At 60.7% G+C, this 20847-nt stretch carries 21 protein-coding genes; 6 read left to right on the forward strand and 15 right to left on the reverse strand.

Going from position 1 to position 20847, the window contains the following annotated elements; all coding sequences use genetic code 11:
* The 7 genes from C8D77_RS30290 to ccoN form a co-directional block, all read right to left on the reverse strand.
* On the reverse strand, positions 1-635 hold a 635-nt coding region (locus tag C8D77_RS30290; RefSeq protein ID WP_146211842.1), incomplete at its 3' end, for a cation transporter.
* Entirely contained in the window at positions 632-1129 is a 498-nt protein-coding gene (locus tag C8D77_RS30295) for a FixH family protein (protein ID WP_109671197.1), read from the reverse strand. The genes C8D77_RS30290 and C8D77_RS30295, both read right to left, overlap by 4 nt.
* Positions 1126-2691 (reverse strand): cytochrome c oxidase accessory protein CcoG, encoded by a 1566-nt coding sequence (ccoG, locus tag C8D77_RS30300; RefSeq protein WP_109671198.1) that lies wholly within the window; start codon positions 2689-2691, stop codon positions 1126-1128. Before ccoG ends, C8D77_RS30295 begins: the two co-directional genes overlap by 4 nt.
* A gap of 180 nt (positions 2692-2871) precedes the next feature.
* On the reverse strand, positions 2872-3735 hold the full coding sequence (gene ccoP, locus C8D77_RS30305; RefSeq protein WP_109671199.1) for a cytochrome-c oxidase, cbb3-type subunit III: 864 nt from the start codon (positions 3733-3735) through the stop codon (positions 2872-2874).
* A 2-nt stretch (positions 3736-3737) separates the two neighbouring features.
* Complete coding sequence (locus C8D77_RS30310; protein ID WP_109671200.1) at positions 3738-3887, reverse strand: cbb3-type cytochrome c oxidase subunit 3; 150 nt, start codon at positions 3885-3887, stop codon at positions 3738-3740.
* 12 nt (positions 3888-3899) lie between these two features.
* The gene (gene ccoO, locus C8D77_RS30315; RefSeq protein ID WP_109671201.1) at positions 3900-4631 is read right to left on the reverse strand and encodes a cytochrome-c oxidase, cbb3-type subunit II; all 732 of its coding nucleotides are present in this window, start codon (positions 4629-4631) and stop codon (positions 3900-3902) included.
* A gap of 11 nt (positions 4632-4642) precedes the next feature.
* Positions 4643-6253, reverse strand: a complete 1611-nt coding sequence (gene ccoN / locus C8D77_RS30320) for a cytochrome-c oxidase, cbb3-type subunit I (protein WP_109671202.1) — start codon at positions 6251-6253, stop codon at positions 4643-4645.
* Positions 6254-6504: 251 nt separating this feature from the next.
* Here ccoN and C8D77_RS30325 point away from each other — a divergent pair, with 251 nt between their 5' ends.
* Entirely contained in the window at positions 6505-6921 is a 417-nt protein-coding gene (locus C8D77_RS30325) for a hemerythrin domain-containing protein (protein ID WP_109671327.1), read from the forward strand.
* A gap of 122 nt (positions 6922-7043) precedes the next feature.
* Here C8D77_RS30325 and C8D77_RS30330 read toward each other — a convergent pair whose 3' ends face one another.
* Positions 7044-7772: a Crp/Fnr family transcriptional regulator gene (locus C8D77_RS30330; RefSeq protein WP_109671328.1), complete on the reverse strand. Its 729-nt coding sequence runs from the start codon at positions 7770-7772 to the stop codon at positions 7044-7046.
* Between the two features lie 163 nt (positions 7773-7935).
* Here C8D77_RS30330 and hemN point away from each other — a divergent pair, with 163 nt between their 5' ends.
* A complete protein-coding gene (gene hemN, locus C8D77_RS30335) occupies positions 7936-9285 on the forward strand; it encodes an oxygen-independent coproporphyrinogen III oxidase (protein ID WP_109671203.1) in 1350 nt (449 codons plus the stop codon).
* A 9-nt stretch (positions 9286-9294) separates the two neighbouring features.
* Here the strand turns inward: hemN and C8D77_RS30340 are convergent, their stop codons facing one another.
* The 7 genes from C8D77_RS30340 to C8D77_RS30370 all read right to left on the reverse strand — a co-directional run bounded on the left by C8D77_RS30340 (position 9295) and on the right by C8D77_RS30370 (position 16376).
* Positions 9295-9726, reverse strand: a complete 432-nt coding sequence (locus tag C8D77_RS30340) for a potassium channel family protein (protein WP_109671204.1) — start codon at positions 9724-9726, stop codon at positions 9295-9297.
* Between the two features lie 185 nt (positions 9727-9911).
* The gene (locus C8D77_RS30345) at positions 9912-10655 is read right to left on the reverse strand and encodes a ribonuclease activity regulator RraA (RefSeq protein WP_109671205.1); all 744 of its coding nucleotides are present in this window, start codon (positions 10653-10655) and stop codon (positions 9912-9914) included.
* 26 nt (positions 10656-10681) lie between these two features.
* Positions 10682-11836, reverse strand: a complete 1155-nt coding sequence (locus C8D77_RS30350; RefSeq protein WP_109671206.1) for a mandelate racemase/muconate lactonizing enzyme family protein — start codon at positions 11834-11836, stop codon at positions 10682-10684.
* A 10-nt stretch (positions 11837-11846) separates the two neighbouring features.
* Positions 11847-12944 carry an ABC transporter ATP-binding protein gene (locus C8D77_RS30355; RefSeq protein WP_109671207.1) on the reverse strand — a complete coding sequence of 366 codons (1098 nt, stop codon included), beginning with the start codon at positions 12942-12944 and terminating at the stop codon, positions 11847-11849.
* 22 nt (positions 12945-12966) lie between these two features.
* Positions 12967-13851: a carbohydrate ABC transporter permease gene (locus C8D77_RS30360; RefSeq protein WP_109671208.1), complete on the reverse strand. Its 885-nt coding sequence runs from the start codon at positions 13849-13851 to the stop codon at positions 12967-12969.
* Entirely contained in the window at positions 13848-14789 is a 942-nt protein-coding gene (locus tag C8D77_RS30365; protein ID WP_425453770.1) for a carbohydrate ABC transporter permease, read from the reverse strand. The genes C8D77_RS30360 and C8D77_RS30365 overlap by 4 nt, the downstream gene beginning before the upstream one ends.
* Positions 14790-14879: 90 nt before the next feature.
* Positions 14880-16376, reverse strand: coding sequence for an ABC transporter substrate-binding protein (locus C8D77_RS30370; protein ID WP_245462845.1), 1497 nt, complete (start codon positions 16374-16376; stop codon positions 14880-14882).
* A gap of 229 nt (positions 16377-16605) precedes the next feature.
* Between C8D77_RS30370 and C8D77_RS30380 the strand changes: the two genes are divergently transcribed.
* From C8D77_RS30380 to C8D77_RS30395, 4 genes are read left to right on the forward strand one after another with little or no spacing between them, the layout of a single operon-like run.
* Positions 16606-17325 carry a GntR family transcriptional regulator gene (locus C8D77_RS30380; RefSeq protein WP_109671211.1) on the forward strand — a complete coding sequence of 240 codons (720 nt, stop codon included), beginning with the start codon at positions 16606-16608 and terminating at the stop codon, positions 17323-17325.
* Positions 17326-17367: 42 nt separating this feature from the next.
* Complete coding sequence (locus C8D77_RS30385; protein ID WP_109671212.1) at positions 17368-18729, forward strand: mandelate racemase/muconate lactonizing enzyme family protein; 1362 nt, start codon at positions 17368-17370, stop codon at positions 18727-18729.
* Positions 18730-18774: 45 nt separating this feature from the next.
* The gene (locus C8D77_RS30390) at positions 18775-19101 is read left to right on the forward strand and encodes an NIPSNAP family protein (protein WP_023767759.1); all 327 of its coding nucleotides are present in this window, start codon (positions 18775-18777) and stop codon (positions 19099-19101) included.
* A gap of 8 nt (positions 19102-19109) precedes the next feature.
* Entirely contained in the window at positions 19110-20306 is a 1197-nt protein-coding gene (locus C8D77_RS30395; protein ID WP_109671213.1) for a mandelate racemase/muconate lactonizing enzyme family protein, read from the forward strand.
* Positions 20307-20847: the final 541 nt, after the last annotated feature.

A 20847-nucleotide genomic window follows, 5' to 3' on the forward strand; every position in this document is an offset into this window, starting at 1 on the left:
GCATGGTCGCCATGGTTGATCGTCTCATAGAGGCTCATGGCATAAGCGAGCGACACCCCAACCGCGATCGGCACGTCCATGTTCATGCGGCCGTGACGCAGCGCATTCCAGGCCGAGCGGAAGAAGATGCCGCCGGCGAAGGCCAGTGCCGGGATCGCGATCAGCGCCGAGACCCAATGAAACAGGTCCCGCGTTGCGCCTTCGGCGCCGGACCAGACCGAGACTGAAAGCAGCATGATATTGCCCGCCGCAAAGCCGGCGACAGCAACGGCGCGGATCAGTTCCGAAAGCGTCTTGTCCTTGTTATCGACTTCAGGGTCGAACAGATGCGCCTCGTAACCCAGCCGTCCCAGCGCGGCGACGAATGGTGGTACTTGGCTCCCACGCCAGCGGACCACGACCCGCTTCGTGGACAGGTTGACACGAGCACTCTCGACTTGATCGAGCTTTCCCAGTGCTGTCTCGATCGCCTGGATGCAGGCCGCGCAATGAACCGCAGGGACTGAAAGATCGGTCTGGCGGAGATCATCGCCAAGCGATCTGCTCGCCAGCCTGATTTCCTGGCTGGACGGCAGGACCGATGCGGTGTTGACCAGATCAAGCGCCATTTCGGCGCCCGGTGCACAACAACTCATTGCAGCGCTCCATTGGAAATCATGATCCTGCGGACGTCGCGATACGGTTTATCCAGACCGGCATCGGCGTCGACTTCGACAATCCAGACGCCATCCTTCGGCATGTGCTGCGCGGCGAATTCCTGGCCAGAGGCGAGGGCGAGCGTGACGGACTTGTCCTCTTTCTCGTATGCGGGATGGCGAAACAGCACCTTGACGCCATGCAAGGGAACCGGCTTGCCGGCGGCATCGGTGAGGCTGTAGCGGACCTCGCCCCATGCGATGGTCAGCTTGCCGGTCCAGCCAAGTGCTGCCTGCGCGCGACCCTCCTCGGCCTTCTTGTTGAATTGCTGGCTCGCCACATAGGTGTTTTCGACGACAAGGCCGGTCCAGCTCGTGTTGGCGAGCGTGGCCATCGTCAGATTGACCGCGATGACCACGCCGAAGAAGGCAAGGATGGTGAACAGCATGTGCCTGCCTGTGAATTCGCGGGTTTTTTGAGTTCTGGCGCTCATCTGGCAGTCTCCGGCGCGTTGAAGGTGGCGGTGTATTCGTCCGACTCGAAGCTCGCCTTGTCCTCGACACGGAACGTGAAGGTCTGCGCTGTGCCCTGGATTTGATCCGCCGGCTGGCGCACGAAGACCTTCAGCATTTTCAGGCGATCGGGCTCGACCGGGATGGCAAAGGAGCGGCCTACCTTAATGTCGTCCCCGACCACGCTCATTTCGCCCCCTTGCAAGCCCTGCATAGTGACAACAATGGTCCGCGGTTCGGGGATCATGTTGAGCAGCTTGACGGTGTAGCCATTGCGGATCGAGCCGTCGGACAGCGTGACGAATTGCGGATTGCGGTCATGCAGCACGTTCACTTCGAGCCGATCGCGCGTCAGCAGCGAATAGAGCAGACCCAGGCCGATCAGCGACCACATACCCATGTAGACATAGGTGCGCGGCCGAAAGATTTTGCGAATATGGAAATGCGCCACCTTGTCGGAGAAAGGGCCGTCAGTGGTCCTGACCAGCGACGGATTGACGGAACTGGAGCCGCCCGCGGTCGCCAGCATCATGTTGGCGTTGTAATCGGAGAGCGTCGCGTAGGAGATCAGTCCATGCTCCCTGCCGAGCTTGTCCATGACGCCGTCGCAGGCGTCGATGCAAAGCGCGCAGGTGATGCATTCGAGCTGTTGGCCGTCGCGAATGTCGATCCCCATCGGGCAGACCGCGACGCAGGCATTGCAGTCGACGCAGTCGCCGACGGACTGACCTGCTGCCACGACCTTCTTGGCGTGACGCGAACGTGGTTCGCCGCGCCAGTCGTTGTAAGTGACGGTGAGGGAATTTTCGTCGAGCATCGCCGCCTGGATGCGTGGCCATGGGCACATGTAGGTGCAGACCTGCTCGCGCATCAGCCCACCGAACGTATAGGTCGTCGCCGTCAACACGGCGACGGTGATGTAGGCGACGGGGGCTGCGGTGCCGGTGAAAAGTTCGCGAGCCAACGTAGGCGCATCGGCGAAATAGAATATCCAGGCGCCCCCGGTCGCAGCACCTATGACCAGCCAGATGGCGTGTTTCGATACCCGCAGCGCAAGCTTGCGGGCGGTCCAGGGACCGGCATCGAGTTTCATGCGTGCGTTGCGATCACCCTCGATGGCGCGCTCGACAACCAGAAACAGATCGACCCAGACGGTCTGCGGACATGTATAGCCGCACCAGGCACGACCGATAGTCGACGTGATCAGGAAAAGACCGACGCCGGCCATGATCAGAAGGCCGGCCACATAGTAGAATTCCTGCGGCCATATCTCGATGAAGAAGAAGTAGAAGCGCCGGTTGGCGAGATCGAGCAGCACGGCCTGGTCCGGGGCGAACGGGCCACGGTCCCATCGCAACCACGGTGTCAGATAGTAGATACCGAGTGTGATCGCCATCACCAGCCACTTGAACCGGCGAAAGCTTCCCGTTGCCCGTTTCGGGAATATCTTCTTGCGCGCGGCATACATTGGCTGGCGCACTTTGGCGGAGTTCACCGCTTCGGCTTCGAGCCGCTCTACCTGCGTATTGTCCAGCACATGCATCTCCACTCGCGCAGGCGACAATCTGCCCATGCCCGGGCTGCCAGCGTATGGGAGTCTTGCCGCGGGGCGGGGGCAGGCGCGTTGATGCAAGTCAATTGCCGGTGCCGAATACAGGTCGAGGCCCGGCATGGCCGGGCCTCGTCGCTTGGCTGGCGAAGGGTTGGGATTAGGCCCCGCTTCCTATTCCCCACCACCAAGCGAATGGATGTAGACGGCGAGTTCCTTGACCTTGGTCTCGCCCAGGCGTGCGCCCCAGGCCGGCATGACGCCCTGTTTTGGCGCACGGACCTGTGCGGCGATGGCCGCCTCGCCGGATCCGTAGAGCCAGATCGCATCGGTCAGATCGGGCGCGCCGAGCTCCTTGTTGCCCTTTGCATTGTCGCCATGACAGGCCACGCAATTTTCGGCAAAGACCTTGGCGCCGGGCTCGACGAGGCCGGCATCCTGGACCTTTCCCGACAGGCTGGCGACATAGGTGCTGACCTGAGCGATCTGGTCAGTGGTTATGATGTCGCCAAAGGCAGGCATTTCCGACAGGCGCGTGTCCGGATCGGACGCGAAGCGGATGCCGTGCGTGATCGTCTGCTGGATCTGCTCGGCCTTGCCGCCCCACAGCCAGTCGTCGTCGTTGAGATTGGGAAAGCCCTTGGAACCTTGGGCGCCGGAGCCATGGCATTGTACGCAATTGACCTTGAAAGCGGCGCCACCGGCGGCGGTTGCGAATTCGCGCAGGCCATCGTCCGCGGCAATCTCCGAGACGCTCTTGGACTCCACCGCCGAGATATATTTGCCCTTCGCGACCTCAGCCACAGCCAGTTCGTTCTTGACGTCGTTGCGGCTGGAATAGCCGAGCACGCCCTTCGTCGCCGAGTGCAGCAGCGGCCATGCCGGATAGGCGATGGTGTAGCCGATGGCCCAGACAATGGTGACGTAAAACGTGATGACCCACCAGCGCGGAAGCGGGTTGTTGAGCTCCCTTATGCCATCCCACTCATGGCCGGTGGTTGAGACACCGGAGACCTGGTCGATATGCTCGTTGCTCATGATCAGTCATCCTCAAGGGGGATCCGGGCAGCCTCGTCGGCCAGCTTGCGGCTGCCGGGGCGAAGGGCGAAGACAATTGCCCCGACAAAGAAAAGCGCCATGCCGACCAAACCCCAGCTGTCGGCAAACTCCCGCATCAAATTGTAATCCATGGATAAAACTCCTCAGCGATATCCTGCGGCATCGTCGTAGTTCTTGAAGTCAACCAGCGTGCCGAGCATCTGGAGATAGGCGACGAGGGCATCCATTTCGGTGACCTGTTGCGGGTTGCCGTCGAAGTCGCCGACCTTGGCTTTCGGATAGCGTGCTTCGAGGCCGGATGTGTCCGCGTTGGGATCGGCCTGCGCCATAAGGTCGGCATTGGCGTGCGCGATCATGTCATCGTTGTAGGGGACGCCGACCCGCCTGTTGGCGACCAGATGGGTCGAGAAATCCTTCACCTCGATCGGGGCGTCCTTCAGGAACGCGTAGCTCGGCATGATCGATTCCGGCACCACCGAACGCGGATCCGTAAGGTGCTGAACGTGCCATCCATTCGAGTAGCGGTCGCCGACCCGGGCGAGGTCCGGCCCGGTTCGCTTCGATCCCCACTGGAAAGGGTGATCGTACATCGACTCGGCCGCCAAGCTGTAGTGACCGTAGCGCTCGACCTCGTCGCGGAATGGCCTGATCATCTGGCTGTGGCAGAGGTAGCAGCCCTCACGCACATAGATGTTGCGGCCGGCGAGTTCCAGCGGCGAGTAAGGCCGCATGCCTTCGACCTTCTCGATGGTGTTGTCGAGATAGAAGAGCGGTGCGATCTCGACGATGCCGCCGACCGTCACCACCAGAAGGGAGCCAACGAGAAGAAGCGTGGCGTTCTTCTCGATGATCGCGTGTCTGTCCATCAAGCCCATTGTCTGGCTCCTTATTCGGCAGGCTGAAGGGCGGGAACCGAGCCGGGCATCGGCTCCTCCTCGCGCTGGTATCCCAGGATCGTCATGGTAATGTTCCAGGCCATGATCAGGGCGCCGGAGAGGTACATTGCCCCGCCGATGGCGCGCATGACATAGTAGGGGTGCATGGCGGCCACGGTTTCAGCGAATGAGTAGACCAGAAAGCCCTGCTCGTCGTATTCGCGCCACATCAGGCCCTGCATGATGCCGGACACCCACATCACTGCGGCGTAGACGACGATCCCGAGTGTCGCCAGCCAGAAGTGCCAGGTGACCAGCCTCAGCGAGTAGAGCCGTTGACGGTTCCAGAGCTTCGGCGCCATGTAGTAGATCGCACCGAACGAGATCATGCCGACCCAGCCGAGCGCGCCGGAATGGACGTGTCCGATGGTCCAGTCGGTATAGTGCGACAGCGAGTTGACCGTCTTGATCGACATCATCGGCCCCTCGAAGGTCGACATGCCGTAGAAGGCGATGGCCATCACCATCATGCGGATGATCGGATCGGTGCGGAGCTTGTCCCAGGCGCCTGATAGCGTCATTAGGCCGTTGATCATGCCACCCCATGACGGCATCCACAGCATGATCGAGAACACCATGCCGAGCGTCTGCGCCCAATCGGGCAGGGCGGTGTAGTGCAGATGGTGCGGGCCTGCCCAGATGTAGAGGAAGATCAGCGCCCAGAAGTGAATGATGGAGAGACGGTATGAGTAGACCGGCCGGTTCGCTTGCTTGGGCACGAAGTAATACATCATGCCGAGGAAGCCGGCGGTGAGGAAGAAGCCGACGGCGTTGTGGCCGTACCACCACTGTATCAGCGCGTCCTGGACGCCGGAGAAGGCGGAGTAGCTCTTCGAGCCGAGAAACGAAACCGGCATCGACAGGTTGTTGACCACATGCAGCATCGCGACGGTGATGATGAAGGACAGGTAGAACCAGTTGGCGACGTAGATATGCGGCTCCTTGCGCTTCAGGATCGTGCCGAGGAACAGGATGAGATAGGCGACCCAGACGATGGTCAGCCAGATGTCGACGTACCATTCGGGTTCGGCGTATTCGCGGCTCTCGGTGATGCCGAGCAGGTAGCCAGTCGCCGCCATGACGATGAAGAGCTGGTAGCCCCAGAACACGAACCAGGCGAGATCACCACCGAACAGGCGGGCGCGGCAGGTTCGTTGCACGACATACAATGATGTGCACAGCAGTGCGTTGCCGCCGAAGGCAAAGACTACGCCCGATGTATGCAGCGGCCGCAAACGGCCGAAGTTGAACCAGGGCTGGATGTTGAGATCGGGGTAGGCAAGCTGCAGCGCGATGACCACGCCGACAAGCATGCCGACGACACCCCAGAACATGGTGGCGATCGTGCCGTAGCGGATTGGACCATCCATGTAAGCGGATGGGTCAATCGGAGCGGCCACCTGGAAATTCGTGTTGCGGATGAGGATGGCGACAAAACCAAGCAACACAAAAAACAGCACCCACATATGCTGTCGAAATGGCTGGTCCGCGCCGAAGCCAGCGGCCGCTAGGGCCGCGAATGTGAAAAGGCTCAAAGCGAAGATTTGCGTGCCGAACTTCATGAGATATCCCCGACCTCGGATTCCGATGCGCGGACGCCAATCCGCGTAGACACCAATTCAGCAGTCGCGTTGTCGCCGCCTTGATCCATGTCAAAGCCCAGCCCTTTCTGATTGGGCAGCGTGGTCTTGCAAACGAACGGAGGCCGCCGTTGAGCCAGAAGAAAGGGCTGGGATCGTCGCTGTTCGAAGCAGGCGACGAAAATCCCGCACCAACTGATCGATCCAGCAGGGAAGTGGTCCCGGCTGCGGTGATGAAGCGCGCGCACAGGGAAAAGCTGCAGCTCTGCGACGCCCTGGAAAGAATTGCGGACGCCTTGCCCAGCGTCGATCGTCTGAAGTGCCTCGGCGCGGCCAACGCGATCATTCCGCTGCTGCGCAACATTCATCAATACGAAGAGGCGGTCATCTTCCCTGCTTACGAGGACGCCGTGGTCGGCAGCAATGCGAACCTTGCCTCAACCCGGCGATTGCGGGCCGAACATGTGGAAGACGAATGCTTTGCCGGTGAGGTGACCGAAATTCTGCTGGCCATCGGTCATGGCGAGACGGTCGAGAACCCCGAAGCCATCGGTTTCATGTTGCGCGGCCTGTTCGAGAACTTGCGCCGGCACATCGCGTTTGAACGCGAGCATGTCCTGCCGATGATCGGGATCGTCGACCGGGACTAGAGCAATTCACCGTTTCACGGAAACGGCGAAGCGCTCTAACTCTTTGTTTTGACGCAATTCCCAAGGGAAAGCGCTATGCGCTTTTCCCGGGAAAACCGTTTCGCGCTTTTCCTGGAATTGCTCTAGGCGCCGGAGCGGCTCGCCAACCGGGCAAGGCTGTCCACGGTCACATGGCGGTTGTTGTCGATCCGGATCACGCTATCCGTCCGCAGCCGGGTCAACTGGCGGCTCACCGTTTCGATCGTCAGGCCGAGGAAATCGGCGATGTCGGCACGTGTGAGCGGCAGCTCGAAGCTCGTCGAGTTGGTGTTTGGATCAAGCGTGGGATCGATGTTTCTGGCAATCATCAGCAGAAAGCTCGCCACTTTTTCCGCAGCGGTCTTGCGTCCCAGCGTGACCATCCAATCGCGTGCCTCGTCGAGTTCGTTCAGCGTCTGCTTGAGCAGGCGGTGCTCGAGCTCCGGCGACTCCCTCATCATCCTTTCGACGGACGCCCTTGGAAATGAACACAAGGAGACGGCAGTTGCCGCTTCCGCGTTGATCGCGCTTTCCACCTTGAATGGCCGTCCCAGAAAATCGGGGGCAAACTGAAGCCCGACAATCTGCTGGCGCCCATCCGAAAGGCTTTTCGTCAGCTTCACCACGCCGGAAAGCACGTTGGAATAGCTGTCGACGGTTTCGGCGTCGCCAATCAATTCTACCCCCGGTTCAATGGTGTGCTTTGACGAGGTCTTGGCGAGCCCGACCAATTGATCGGGATCGAGCGCGCCGCAGACGCCACGGTGGCGCGCTTCGCACGATTGACAAAGCACGGGAATGCCGGTGCTGTGAACATCCTGACGCACTGTCACCACGATCGCCCAAAAAATGAAAAACTCGGGCAGGGTATAGCATCAGCCCAAGAAAAAGCCCTTGCGGCAGTTTGTCCGCAGAAAGATGGTATTGACCGAAATCAAGGCTGTCGGCGTCCAAATGGATCAATCTCGCGCCATTCAAAGTGGAGCGGATAGAGACATGCGGCCAGACATAGTTGCCAGACTTGGCGAGAACGTGCCGCGCTATACGAGCTATCCGACAGCGCCGCATTTTAATGCAAGTGTTGATGCCGCCATTTGTCGTGGCTGGCTGCAGGGGCTCGATGAGGGCGACGAAATCTCGCTCTATCTGCACATACCGTACTGCGACAAGCTTTGCTGGTTCTGCGCCTGCCATACCAAGCAGACACGCCACTACGAACCGGTGACTGCATATCTGCGCTCACTGCATGCCGAGATCGCAACCGTCGCCAGTCTTGTCGCAGGCAAAGGCCGCGTGCGTGCCGTCCATTTCGGCGGCGGTTCACCGACGATGCTCAAACCGGCGGATATGGTGGCGCTGGGAACTGTTCTGCGCAACAGCTTCGCCTTTCTTCCTGGTGCCAAGATCAGCGTCGAGATCGAACCCAACGATATGGACGATGCCCGCCTCGATGCGCTCGCCGAGATCGGCATGACCCGCGCGAGCCTCGGTGTCCAGGACTTCGATCCGAAGGTGCAAAAGGCGATCAACCGCGAGCAGACGTTCTTGCAGACCAAGACGGTCGTCGACGGCGTTCGTTCGCGCGGCGTCGAATCCGTCAATCTGGACCTGCTCTACGGCCTGCCGCACCAGACCCGGGAAAGCGTCTCCTCCACGGTCGCGCAGGCACTGACCCTGGAGCCGGACCGTATAGCGCTTTTTGGCTACGCGCATGTGCCGTGGTTCAAGAAACATCAGACGATGATCGACGAGGCATGGCTGCCGGATCCGAAAGAGCGGTTTGCCCAGTCGCAACTGGCCTCTTGTCTGATGCTTAACGCAGGGTATGAGCCCGTCGGCTTCGACCATTTCGCCAAGCCCAACGATGCGTTGGCTATAGCGGCCCGCACCGGCTGCTTGCGCCGGAATTTCCAAGGCTACACCGAGGATCGCTGCGAAACCTTGATCGGCCTCGGCCCATCATCCATCAGTCAATTTCGCCAAGGCTATGTACAAAATATGCCTTCGACCGCCGAGTATGCGCGCATGGTCGCCGACGGCGGACTGGCCGCGGTCCGCGGTATCGCGCTTTCCGACGACGACCGCGTTCGCGGCTGGATCATCGAGCGGCTGATGTGCGACTTCGGCTTCTCGGCGATCGAACTGGTGGAGCGCTTTGGCGAAGCTGGCCAAAGACTTCTCGTGAAAGCAAGTTCCACGGCCCTTCACGATCCTGCGCGGTTGCTTGAACTCAACGGTGACCGCTTCGTCGTGCCAGCGGAAAGCCGGCCCTTTGTCAGGAGCGTCGCGGCAAAGTTCGACAAATATTTCGAAACCGGGAAAGCCAGGCATTCGGTGGCGGTCTGAGCATCGCCGTCAGAAATGCTCGCCGGCCTTGAACGGGCCGATGCGGGTGCCTGCTGCGATCAAATAGGCGGTCGACCAGCCGATGAGCAGGAACCCGTTTACGCCCTCGAGCGCCGCCAGGACACGCCACGCATGAGCGGGCACGATGTCGCCGTAGCCGACCGTCGAAAAGGTGATGGTCGAAAAATAGAGTGCAGTCTCGAAGTCGGCGAAGATATTGAGCAACCGGTATAGCCCTGCCCACAGCCACACCTCCGCTGTCATAATGGCGAAGAGCCCCATCACCACGCTGATCATCGCGACGATCCGGCTGCGGCGCCCATGCATGCGAAACCGGGCGACAAGGTATCCCATCGCATGCGTGACGGCGATCAGACCAAACGTATGGACCAGGACCGTCAGACTTATGACGATGGTACCGATGAGCAGATTGAGGACCATGCGCGGAACCTAGCCATCCAGAGGCCTTGGTCCTTGTGCGAGATCAAATCCTTCATGGCATGCTGCAAGCCGTGACTGTTGAATGTGTGCAGTGAAGTCGCCTCCAGCAAAAAGTGGCTCTCAGTTCGGCCCGACGGTCTTTGGACAGGCCTGGCGTGGACAAGGCCCGTGTGGGTGGTTCTACGTCAATCCTCCAAGTGATTGGTTTTGCGCCACTCGTCGTATTCCCCGCGGGCATCGTCATGCAACGGATAGTAGCGCTGCAACGGAGCACCCTGCATCAGCTTCATTCGGGAAAAATCTTCCCACTCGTGATGGATCTTTGACGTTTCGATGACCTGCGCCGCAAGCGCGATAGGCAGGACGACGGCTCCGTCGTCGTCGGCCACGATGATGTCGCCAGGAATGACGGTGACACCGCCGCAGGCTATTGGCACGTTGACCGCGAACGGCATCAGGCCGGTCTGGGTGTGGAAGTTGGGTGTCCAACCTCGCACCCAGAGAGGCAGGTCGAGTTTCTTGAGGTTGGGATAGTCGCGCAGACATCCGTCTATAACCATGCCGGCGCCGCCGCGGCCCTTGAAATAGGTCGACATCATGTCGCCGAAGACACCGGCGCTCATGTCGCCACGCGCATCAACGACGACGATGTCGCCTTCCTGCACGTGGTAGAGCACATGACGGTGGAGCTGTTTCTCCGGGTCGGCATATTCGCCTTCGCCGTAGAGATCCTCGCGCTTGGGCATGAACTGCAGCGTCAGCGCGGGGCCGACGATCGACTTGCCCTTGTTCCAGCTCACCGGCCCCATGATGTGCGGGTTGCGGATGCCCATGTGCCCGAGCGTGCCGGCGACCGTTGCCGAGCCGATGTCCCTAAGCGCATCGAGGAGGTCCCTGGGCGGCCGGATGATATCGGGCGTATGGGTCATGGTAAATCTCCTTTGGCCCGTAGGGCCTACCAGTTGGTGACCGAGCCGTCGGTCCGGCGCAGATGGGGGGCTTCCCAGAACTTGAAGCTTTGCTTCTTGACCAGCGCCTCATCCACCTCGACGCCGAGGCCGGGTGCGTCGCCAACTTCATAGACGGCACCTGTGAGCTTCGGTTGAACCGGGAAGATGCCGGCATCGTCGAAACCGTGATAGAGTTCACCGGGCGAGGCGCGGGTTTCGAGCCAGGCAAAGTTGGCGACCGCCGCCGAAAAATGGATCGTCGCCGCGGTGCAGATCGGCCCGAGCGGATTGTGCGGCATCATATCGACGTAATGTGCCTCGCTCCAGCCGGCGACCTTCATCGCCTCGGTCAGGCCGCCCACATTGCAGACGTCAATGCGGTTGAATTGGTGGATGCCGCGCTCGATGTATGGCAGGAATTGCCACTTGCTCGAAAACTCCTCGCCGATCGCGAAAGGCACGTCGGTGAGTTTCCTGAGTGCCTCATAGGCTTCCGGCGTTTCGTCACGGATCGGTTCCTCAAGGAAATCGAGCGTGCCCAACGGCATCTTCTGGCAATAGCTGGCGGCTTCCGCGACAGACAGGCGATGATGGTAGTCAACGCCCAGCACCACCGTCTCGCCGAGCTCCTCGCGAGCCTTGACGCACCATTTCGCCGTCTCGGCGATGCTCTTTCGAGGCTCATAGACGCCGCGGCTGTCATGGTCGGCCGGGAAGAGGCGGATGGCGCCCCATCCCATCGCCATGAGTTCCCTGGCTTGCTCGATTATTTGAGGACCGCAAGGGCCTTTGGTTGTTGCGAAAGTAGGGACATGATTGCGCTGCTTGCCGCCGAGCAACTGATAGACCGGCACACCCAGCGCCTTGCCCTTGATGTCGTGCAGCGCGATGTCGATGGCCGAGATCGCCGCGGTGAGCACGCGCCCGCCCTCGAAATACTGGCTGCGATACATCTCCTGCCACAGCGCGCCAATGGCGAAGGGATCGCGGCCGACCAGGAACTCGCGATAGTGCTCAATAGCGCCGACGACGGCCTTCTCGCGGCCGGACAGCCCGCTCTCGCCCCAGCCGTAAATGCCTTCGTCGGTTTCCACCTTGACGATGAGCTGGTTGCGGATGCCGACCCAGGTCGGGTAGGGGATGATCGCGGTGATTTTCATGAGATTGCCGCTACGCCGCCTTCAGCGCCATTGTCGTCTCGCCGTCGAACAGGTGCATCTTGTTTTGGTCGAACTCGATCCAGACGGGCTCGTCGGGCGAGATCGCGACGCTCGGCTCAAGGCTGACCACCACGACCGCAGCACCCAGATAGACCTGCACGAAGGTGATGTCGCCGGTCGGCTCGACGGTGTAGACCTTGCCGGGCACGGCGCCCGGCGATGCCTGTTTGTGCAGCCTGACGGTACTGTGGCGCGCGCCGAGTACGATTTTGTCCGAGCTGGCCGACAGAGCCTTGCGCGCATTGGCGGGAGACAGCGACAGATTCCAGCCTTCAGGGCTTTGCAACGACATGTCGGTGCCCCTGGTGACGGCCGTCAACGGCACCAGGCTCATCGCCGGACTGCCGACGAAACTGGCGACGAACGTGTTCACGGGATTGTCGAAGACTTGGGCAGGCGAATCGTATTGCTGCAGCACGCCCCCGCTCATCACCGCCATCTTATCGGCCATGGTGACGGCTTCGAGCTGGTCGTGCGTGACATAGATTACCGTCGCGCTGAGATCGCGCTGGAAGCGTTTCAGCTCAGAGCGCATCTGCACGCGCAGCTTGGCGTCGAGATTGGACAGAGGTTCGTCCATCAGGAAGACTTTTGGGTCGCGTACCAGCGCCCGGCCGAGCGCGACGCGCTGCTGCTGGCCTCCGGACAGTTCGCGCGGCAGCCGCTTCAGAAGGTGGACGATGTCGAGCACCTTGGCGGCTTCCATTACCTTCCTTTCGATGTCCGGCTTGGCAAGTTTTCGCATCTTCAGCGGAAAAGCCAGGTTCTGGAACACCGTCTTGTTGGGGTAGAGCGCGTAATTCTGAAAGACCATGGCGATATCCCGGTCCTTGGGATCGAGATCGTTGACCAGGGTGTCGCCGATGTAGATGTCGCCGCCCGATATCGGCATCAGCCCGGCCACCAGGTTGAGCGTCGTCGTCTTGCCGCAGCCGGAAGGCCCGACCAGCGCAACGAACTCACCGTCCTCGACGGTCAGCGACACATGATTGACAGCATAGAGATTGCCATAGGTCTTGACGACTTCTCGCAGAACGACCTGGGCCATGCGGCTTCTTCCCCTTACGCAGTCACGACTTCACGGCGCCTTCTGTCAGGGCGCGAACGAAATATTTCTGTAGCACCAGGAACAGGACCACGACCGGCACGCTCATCAGGAAGGTTGCCGCCATCAGGCCGGGCCAGTCGGTGGCGAACTCGGTGAAGTAGCGCTGGATACCCACCGGCAAGGTCAACTTGTCCTTGTTGTTCAGGAACGTGACGGCATAGACGTACTCGTTCCAGGCACCAATGAACGAGAAGATCGACGTGGCGATGATGCCTGGCGACGAGAGCGGCAGCACGATCATGTAGAAGGCCTGGAAGCGCGTCGCCCCATCGATCCGCGCCGCCTGCTCGAGCTGGATCGGGATGTTGTCGTAGAACCCCTTGAGCAGCCAGATCGAGAGCGGCAGGCCAAACGTCAGATAGGTCAGGATCAGGGATGTGTGGGTGCCCACCAGCCCGAGCCGGCGCATCAGCAGGAACAGCGGCATCAGGAAAACGACCGCGGGAAACATGTTCCTGACCAGCACCGCGAAGAACAGGAACGTGCGGCCCGGAAAGCGGAATCGCGAAAAGGCATATGCCGCCGGCACCGCGACGACGACGCCGAGGATCGTCGTCGCCACCGAAACGTAGAGGCTGTTCCAGAAATATTGCAGGAATTCGTGGCCGACCGAATTCGAGGGATCGAGCAGCTTGCGGTAGTTTTCGAGTGTCGGCTCGGCCGGCCACCACTGCGGCGGGTATTGCATGGCGGCGAATTGCGACTTCAGCGATGTCAGCACCATCCACGCCATCGGCAGGACTGTGAAGATCAACAGGAACAGCAGGAAGACGCGACCGCTCCATCGCCACCAGTCAATGGGTTTTCTGGCAGCGGAACGGCTGGTGTCGGCGAGGGTACTGGTCATGCCCTGGCCTCGTCGCCGCGCGTCAGTGCCTTCACGTAGAAGTAGCCCAGCGTCATCAGCACGACGAACAGAATGACTGCGTAGGCCGATGCCAGACCCCAGCGCTGGCGCCCGAAGGCGAGCTGATAGATCTGGGTGATCCAGATGTCGGAAGCGCCAGCAGGCCCGCCGCCCGTCATCACCCACGGGATGATGAAGGAGTTGAAGTTCGCCACCATCAACAACAGCAGTGTAACCATCGAGACGCCTTTCAGGTGCGGAAAGGTCACGTGCCAGAAGCGTTGCCATGTATTGGCGCCATCGACCTGGGCTGCCCGCAGCAACTGGTCGGGCACGGTCTGCAGGCCGGCCATCAGCATGATCATGGCGAAGGAGAATTCCCGCCAGATGTTGACGACGATGAGCGAGGGCAGGACCGTGTACAGATTGTCGAGGAAGTTGATCGGCCTGTCGGTGAAACCGAATTGCACCGACAGTGCGCCGATCACGCCGAAATCCGAATGGTAGAGCCATTTCCAGACATAGGACGCGGCAACGGCGCTGACGACATAGGGGACGAGCAAAACGGCGCGAAGCACGCCACGGCCGGCGAACTCGCGGTGCAGCGCCAAAGCAGCGCAGAGCCCGAGCAGGAAGGAGATGAGCGTCGAGGATATGGTCCAGATCAGCGTGTTGACGGTGACATCACGGAACGACTGGCTGGTCAGGATGGTGACGTAATTGTCGAGCCCGACATAGACCTTGTCCTTCATCTGAAGGTTGGCGGGCGTTTTGAAAAGGCTGAGTTCAAGCGTGTAGTAGACGGGATAGGCGATGACGATCATCATTACCGCGAGCGCCGGAAGCACGTAGAGGTAGTCCGCGCGATGGTTCACCACCCGCTGCATAAGGCCAACGCGCCTTCCCGGTGCAGGGGCCAGTTCCGTGGCGATGCTCACGGGCTACATCCTTTGTTGGAAGACGTGGGGACCGGCAGCACGAAGGCTGCCGGCCGTTCCAGGGCGGGACGGGACTTACACCTCGCCAAGTTATAAGCCGCCAAGCAGCGCCTTGACCTTCGCGGCGGCGTCATCGGCAGCCGCATCGACCGTCATCTTGCCCGTCAAGGCATTCTGCAGCATGTCCGGGACAATGATGTTCATGATCTCCGGCGCTTCCGGGACGACCGGGAAAGGAATGCCGTTGGGCAGCATGGATGTCGTCACGTCGAGGAACTTGATCTGCTCAAGACGCTCCTTCATCCACTTGGTCTTGAAGCCGCGCAAATTGCCGGGGTTCGAACCGACCCAGTTAAGCCGCGTCGACCATTCCGGGCTTGTCCACATGCAGATGAGGGCCTTCACCGCCATCTCGTCGGTTCCGCCGTCCACATACTCCGGCTTGAGGACATGAATGTTGGAGCCGCCGAACACCACGGCGCGCCGCGCCGGACCTTCAGGAATCAGGCCATAGCGCATGTTCGCCACCACGGCGTCGGCAACTTTCTTGTCGGCGCCGGTTGCCTTGGATGCCAGGTCCACCATCTTGGCGTATTCGGCCGGATGAGCGATCATCATGGCCAACTGGCCGGCGATGAACGGGCCCTGGTTCTCGTTTTGCGTGTTGGTGAGCGCGGAGACCGGGACCGATTTGTCGCGCACATACATGTCGTAGGCAGCCTGCAGCGCGGCCTTTGCGCCGGGGCTGTTGAGACCGATGTTTTTGTAGGTCGGGGCCGGGTCGGCTTCGTCGAGCGCCGCGCCGCCGTAGGCCCACAGTTGCGGCATGAAGCGGAACGGCGTGTTGCCGGCGTTCTGCTTGGCCACCAGGCCGTAACCGGCAATGCCGAGCTTGTCGTGGATTTGCTTGGAGTCTTTGACGACTTCATCCCATGTCGCTGGCGGCTTATCCCCATCGAGGCCGGCATCCTTGAATATCTTGGCGTTCCAGATGAAGGCCATGGTCTCGTTGTTGGTCGGGATGCCGTAGGTCTTGCCGTCATAGGTGACCGACTTCAAGGCACCGGGCCAGAAGTCCGCTGTCTTGTATCCGACGTCTTCGGGCTTCAGCTCCTGCAAGTACCCCTTGGCCGCAAATTCCACGCCGCCCAGGATCTGCAGCCGCACGACCATGGGGCCGGCATTGCCCAGCAAGGCCGTGCGAAACTTGTCGAGAAGATCGTTGTAATTGATGTTCTGCGCATCGGTCTGGATGTTCGGGTAGGTCGCCTTCCACGCCACCCAGAACTCCTTGTCCATCTGCTTGGTGATTTCGGGCTCGGCATCCGACGGACCGGTGTACCAGTAGGTCAGGCGACCCTTGTAATCGAGCGGCACGACCTTGGAGCACTCGGCGGCAGTGTTGACTTCCTCGGTGCCGGCAATACTGCGGACATATTCCGGAGACCATTTGCTGATGTCGACGCTTTGCGCATGGACCGCGGTGGACATCATCGATGCGGCCAGTGCGAGCGCCACCGAGGATGTCAGGACCTGCCGGCGGCTCTGACGACCGGCCTCAGCTGCGCGATTTCTCGAATTCTTCATTGAGATTTCTCCTCCTCACGGCGGCGGCCAGCCAGCTATTCGGCAGGGCGTCCGACCCACAGCTTGCGCTCCTCCCTGGGCGGTCGAATTCGTTCCGACTTCAGCCAAGGTTCGTGAGACTTCCAGACAAAATTGTATCTGTCAACCTGGATGAAATCGTACATTCTTTTGGCAAGTTAACGTACTATGGGCTTGGCTAACGCGAAAAAGCTGCATAAAACCGGCATCCATGGGCGAAATCACACTCATCGACGGACCATCAGGGGACAGACCATCGGGGGAAACCTTCGATCAACCCGGCTGGGTCTATGAAATGATCCGCGACGAGATTATTTCGGGTCGCCTCGGACCCAATGTGAGGCTCAAGATCGCGGATCTGGCTGCCCAATACGGCACGTCGACCAATCCGATCCGCGAGGCGCTGCAGCAATTGCGCGGAGAGGGCTTTGTCCTGATCGAGCCCAATCGCGGCGCCCGCGTTCGGCCGATCGATGAAACCTTCGTGCGTGACATCATCGAGATCGAGGTGCTGATCGAGCCGGCGCTGACGCGCTGGTTCGTCTCGATCGTCGATGATGCGGACATTGCCAGGCTTGAGGCGGCGCAGGCCGCGATCGAAGAACTCAACTTCGCCGATCTGGCCCAGCACGGCGTGCTCGACACGCGTTTTCACCAACTGATCTACGACCGCCACTACAACCGGCATGCCGCCGAACTCTGGTGGAAACATCGCGAGATCCTGCGCGCCATCAGCCGCCGCTTTCCGACATCGCTCAGCCGGCGCATGGCTGTGCTGCGCGAGCACCGCGAACTGATCGAACGCATCAAGGCGCAGGATGCGGACGGCGCAGCCGCCGTCGTGGCCAGGCACGTGGAAGGATCTGGCCGCCATATCATCGAACAGATGGGGGTAGCCAGGCGAGCGGGCCAGGCAGGCGTCAAATCCTGACCAGTAAGTGGGCCAAATCCTGACCAGTAGGAGAGTGGTACGATGGCGAGAGACAGCAGTGCAGCTGAGACGATCGAGAACAATGTCCGCAGCGGTTCGCGGCCGAGCGATCTGCGCATCACCGACCTGCGCGTTGCCGAGATCGTCGGCGCGCCGTTCACCTCGGCGCTCATCAAGATCTACACCAACCAGGGCATTGTCGGGCTTGGTGAGGTACGCGACGGCGCCAGCGCGACCTATGCGCTGATGCTCAAGAGCCGGTTGCTCGGCGAGAATCCCTGTGACATCGACCGGCTGTTCCGCCGCATCAAGCAATTTGGCGGTCATGGCCGGCAGGGTGGCGGTGTCTCGGCAGTCGAGATCGCCCTGTGGGACCTCGCCGGCAAGGCCTATGGCGTGCCGATCTACCAGATGCTCGGGGGACGGTTCCGCGACAAGGTGCGTGTCTATTGCGACACCGATGCGGAGAAGCCCAGTGGCACCGAGACCGGCAAGCGGCTCAAGGCGCGGATGGATCTCGGCTTCACCTTCCTCAAGATGGACCTCGGGCTGGCGCAGATCTCCCACATCCCAGGCGCTGTGGTCGCGCCGGCTGGCGTGCTCGACGGTTTCCGCACGCATGCCAGCCGCGGTCGGGCACGCACGCTGGACGAACGCCGGGCACGCAATGCCGCCTATGACGCGCAGAACGTGCCGCATCCCTTCACCGGCCTCCACTTCACCGAAAAGGGCATCGACCTGCTCGATCAATATATCCACGAGGTCCGCGAGGTGATCGGCTACGAGATCCCGCTCGCCATCGACCATGTCGGCCACATCTCGCTGCAGGACGGCATCCGTCTCGCCCGGCGGATCGAGAAATACGCACCAGCCTGGCTCGAGGACGTGATCCCCTGGCAGTACACCGAACAGTATCGGCAGCTGCAGCAGGCTACGTCCGTGCCGATCTGCACCGGTGAGGACATCTATCTCAAGGAAGGTTTCGAGCCGCTGCTCAACGCCGGCATCTCGGTCATCCACCCGGACTTGCTTACGTCAGGCGGCATCCTCGAGACGAAGAAGATCGGCGATGCGGCGCAGGACCATGGCGTTGCCATGGCTATTCACATGGCGGAGAGCCCGATCGCCGCCATGGCGGCTGCCCATGTCGCCGTGGCCACGGAAAACTTCATGGCGCTCGAATACCACAGCGTCGAGGTCGACTGGTGGGACGATATCGTCACCGGCCTGCCCAAGCCGCTGGTCAAGGACGGCTTCATCACCGTCCCCGACAGACCGGGCCTGGGCATCGACGACGTCGTCGACGAAGTGATCAGCCAGCACCTGCAGCCCGGCATCACCGGCATCTGGCAGCCGACCGATCACTGGGACGATGAATATTCCTGGGACCGCACCTGGAGCTGACTCTACACCTCTCCCCGGGGGGAGAGGTGAACAGAAGGATCGACCATGATCTACGAACTTCGCATTTACGACTGCCTGCCGGGCCAGCTGCCGGCACTGCTCAAGCGTTTCAACGACCATACCTTGGCGCTGTGGGATAAGCACGGCATCCGCCAGGCCGGGTTCTTCACCACGGTGGTCGGCGAAAGCAGCAATCGACTGACCTATTTCGTCGCCTGGGAATCCCTTGCCGAGCGCGAAGTGAAATGGAAGGCCTTCACCACCGATCCGGCATGGCTCAAGGTCCGCGACGAGTCCGAGCGCGATGGCCCGATCCTGGCCAATATTTCCAGCCAGTTTCTCGCGCCAACCGCCTTCTCGTCGGTGAAATAGAGGACATCATGAAGATCACCGATCTCCGGTGCGCCGTCATCGGCAAACATCCCATCGTCCGCATCGTGACCGATGAAGGTCTTTATGGCCTCGGCGAGGTTGAGTACACCAAGCCCTATCTCAAGCCCTGGGTCCTGCATTTCCGCGAGGCGCTGATCGGTGAAGATCCGACCGACGTCGAACGCTGCATGCTGAAGATCCGGCAGCGCGGCTCGTTCAAGCCTTATGGCGCCGCCGTCAGCGCCATCGAGCACGCTCTCTGGGACATCGCCGGCAAGGCGGCCGGCGTTCCAGTCTACAAGCTGCTCGGCGGCAAGGTGCGCGACAAGGTGCGGGTCTACAACGGCTCCATCCGCAAAAAAAGGACCGGCGACAAGCCCGAGGACTACGCGGCCGACGTCAAGTGGATGATGGAGCGGCCCGAAAACTTCTTCATGGTCAAGCAGGGGATCAGCTTCCACTCCAACATGAAGACGAGCGTGCCCGACTTCCACTACGGCGTCCGCCAGCCGCCGACCTATCACGGGGCGATGGACCAGGGGCAGATCAGCGAGCGCGGCATGGCGCATATGATCGAATGCGTCATCGCCATGAAGGAGGTGCTCGGCGACAAGGTTTCGCTCGCGCTTGATTGCGGCCCCGGCTGGTTTCTGCCGGACGCCATCCGCTTCGCGCAGGCGGTGGAAAAATACAATCTCATGTGGCTCGAGGACATGCTGACGGGCGACTACGTGCCATGGGTCAATCCGCAGGCCTACCGCGAACTCACGACATCCACGTCCACCCCTATCCACACAGGAGAGCAGATTTACCTGCGTCATAACTTCAAGGAACTGATCGAAACGCAGGCGGTCCGCATCATCGGTCCGGACCCCGCAGATATCGGCGGCATCGCCGAGCTCAAATGGGTGGCCGAACATGCCTACATGCACTCGATCATGATGGCACCGCACGGCACGGCGAATGGTCTCCTCGGCCTCGGCGCGCTGATCAATGTCTGCGCAACTCTGCCCGCCAACTACATCGCCTTCGAATACCCCAGCGCCTCCGACCCCTGGTGGGAGGATATCGTTATTGGCCTGCCGACGCGGATCGTGAAGGATTCGATGATCGACTTGCTCGAAGCTCCCGGATTGGGCGTGGACATCGATGCCGCAGGCGCAAAGAAGTATCTCAAGGAAGAGGACGCCGGTTTCTTCGACTGAATAGACATCGCGTACCGTACGGGCACACTTCGAGGCATCGCTTGCCGGGGCCAACCTGTTGGTCGCGTGTGGCGTTGCCGGCTGCTCCGGAGTGCACTAGACCAACCGCTTTCGTGTGCACTATGTGCAACAAGAACGTCGATGTAGCCATGTGGCTTTCCGTTGCGGTGGCGTAGGCGGGCGCCTTTTGCCAACTGGTCTGTCTTTCCAATCGGGAATTGGATCGACCTAGATCAAAAGAAGACGATGACATTAATATAACAGACAACAAACTTGCTATTGCGCCGATGATGGACTGGACGGATAGACTGGCAAAATCAATGCGTTATAAGGGTTCGTGTGCATAAACTGCACACGAAAGTCCTGCTTCTCTTCCATTTTCGTTCCTGCGATGGGGTATCCGACGGGTATCTTCGGACCCCCGTTGAACATCAGTGCTGACCTGTCCTGCGAAGATCGTCGCACGTACATCCGCGATCTGCCGTTTGCCGGATAGCCGACGGACGTACAGGATGGTTCTCTCAAGCTGCCGGCTGCATGG

The organism is Mesorhizobium loti (assembly GCF_003148495.1).
GTDB lineage: Bacteria > Pseudomonadota > Alphaproteobacteria > Rhizobiales > Rhizobiaceae > Mesorhizobium > Mesorhizobium loti.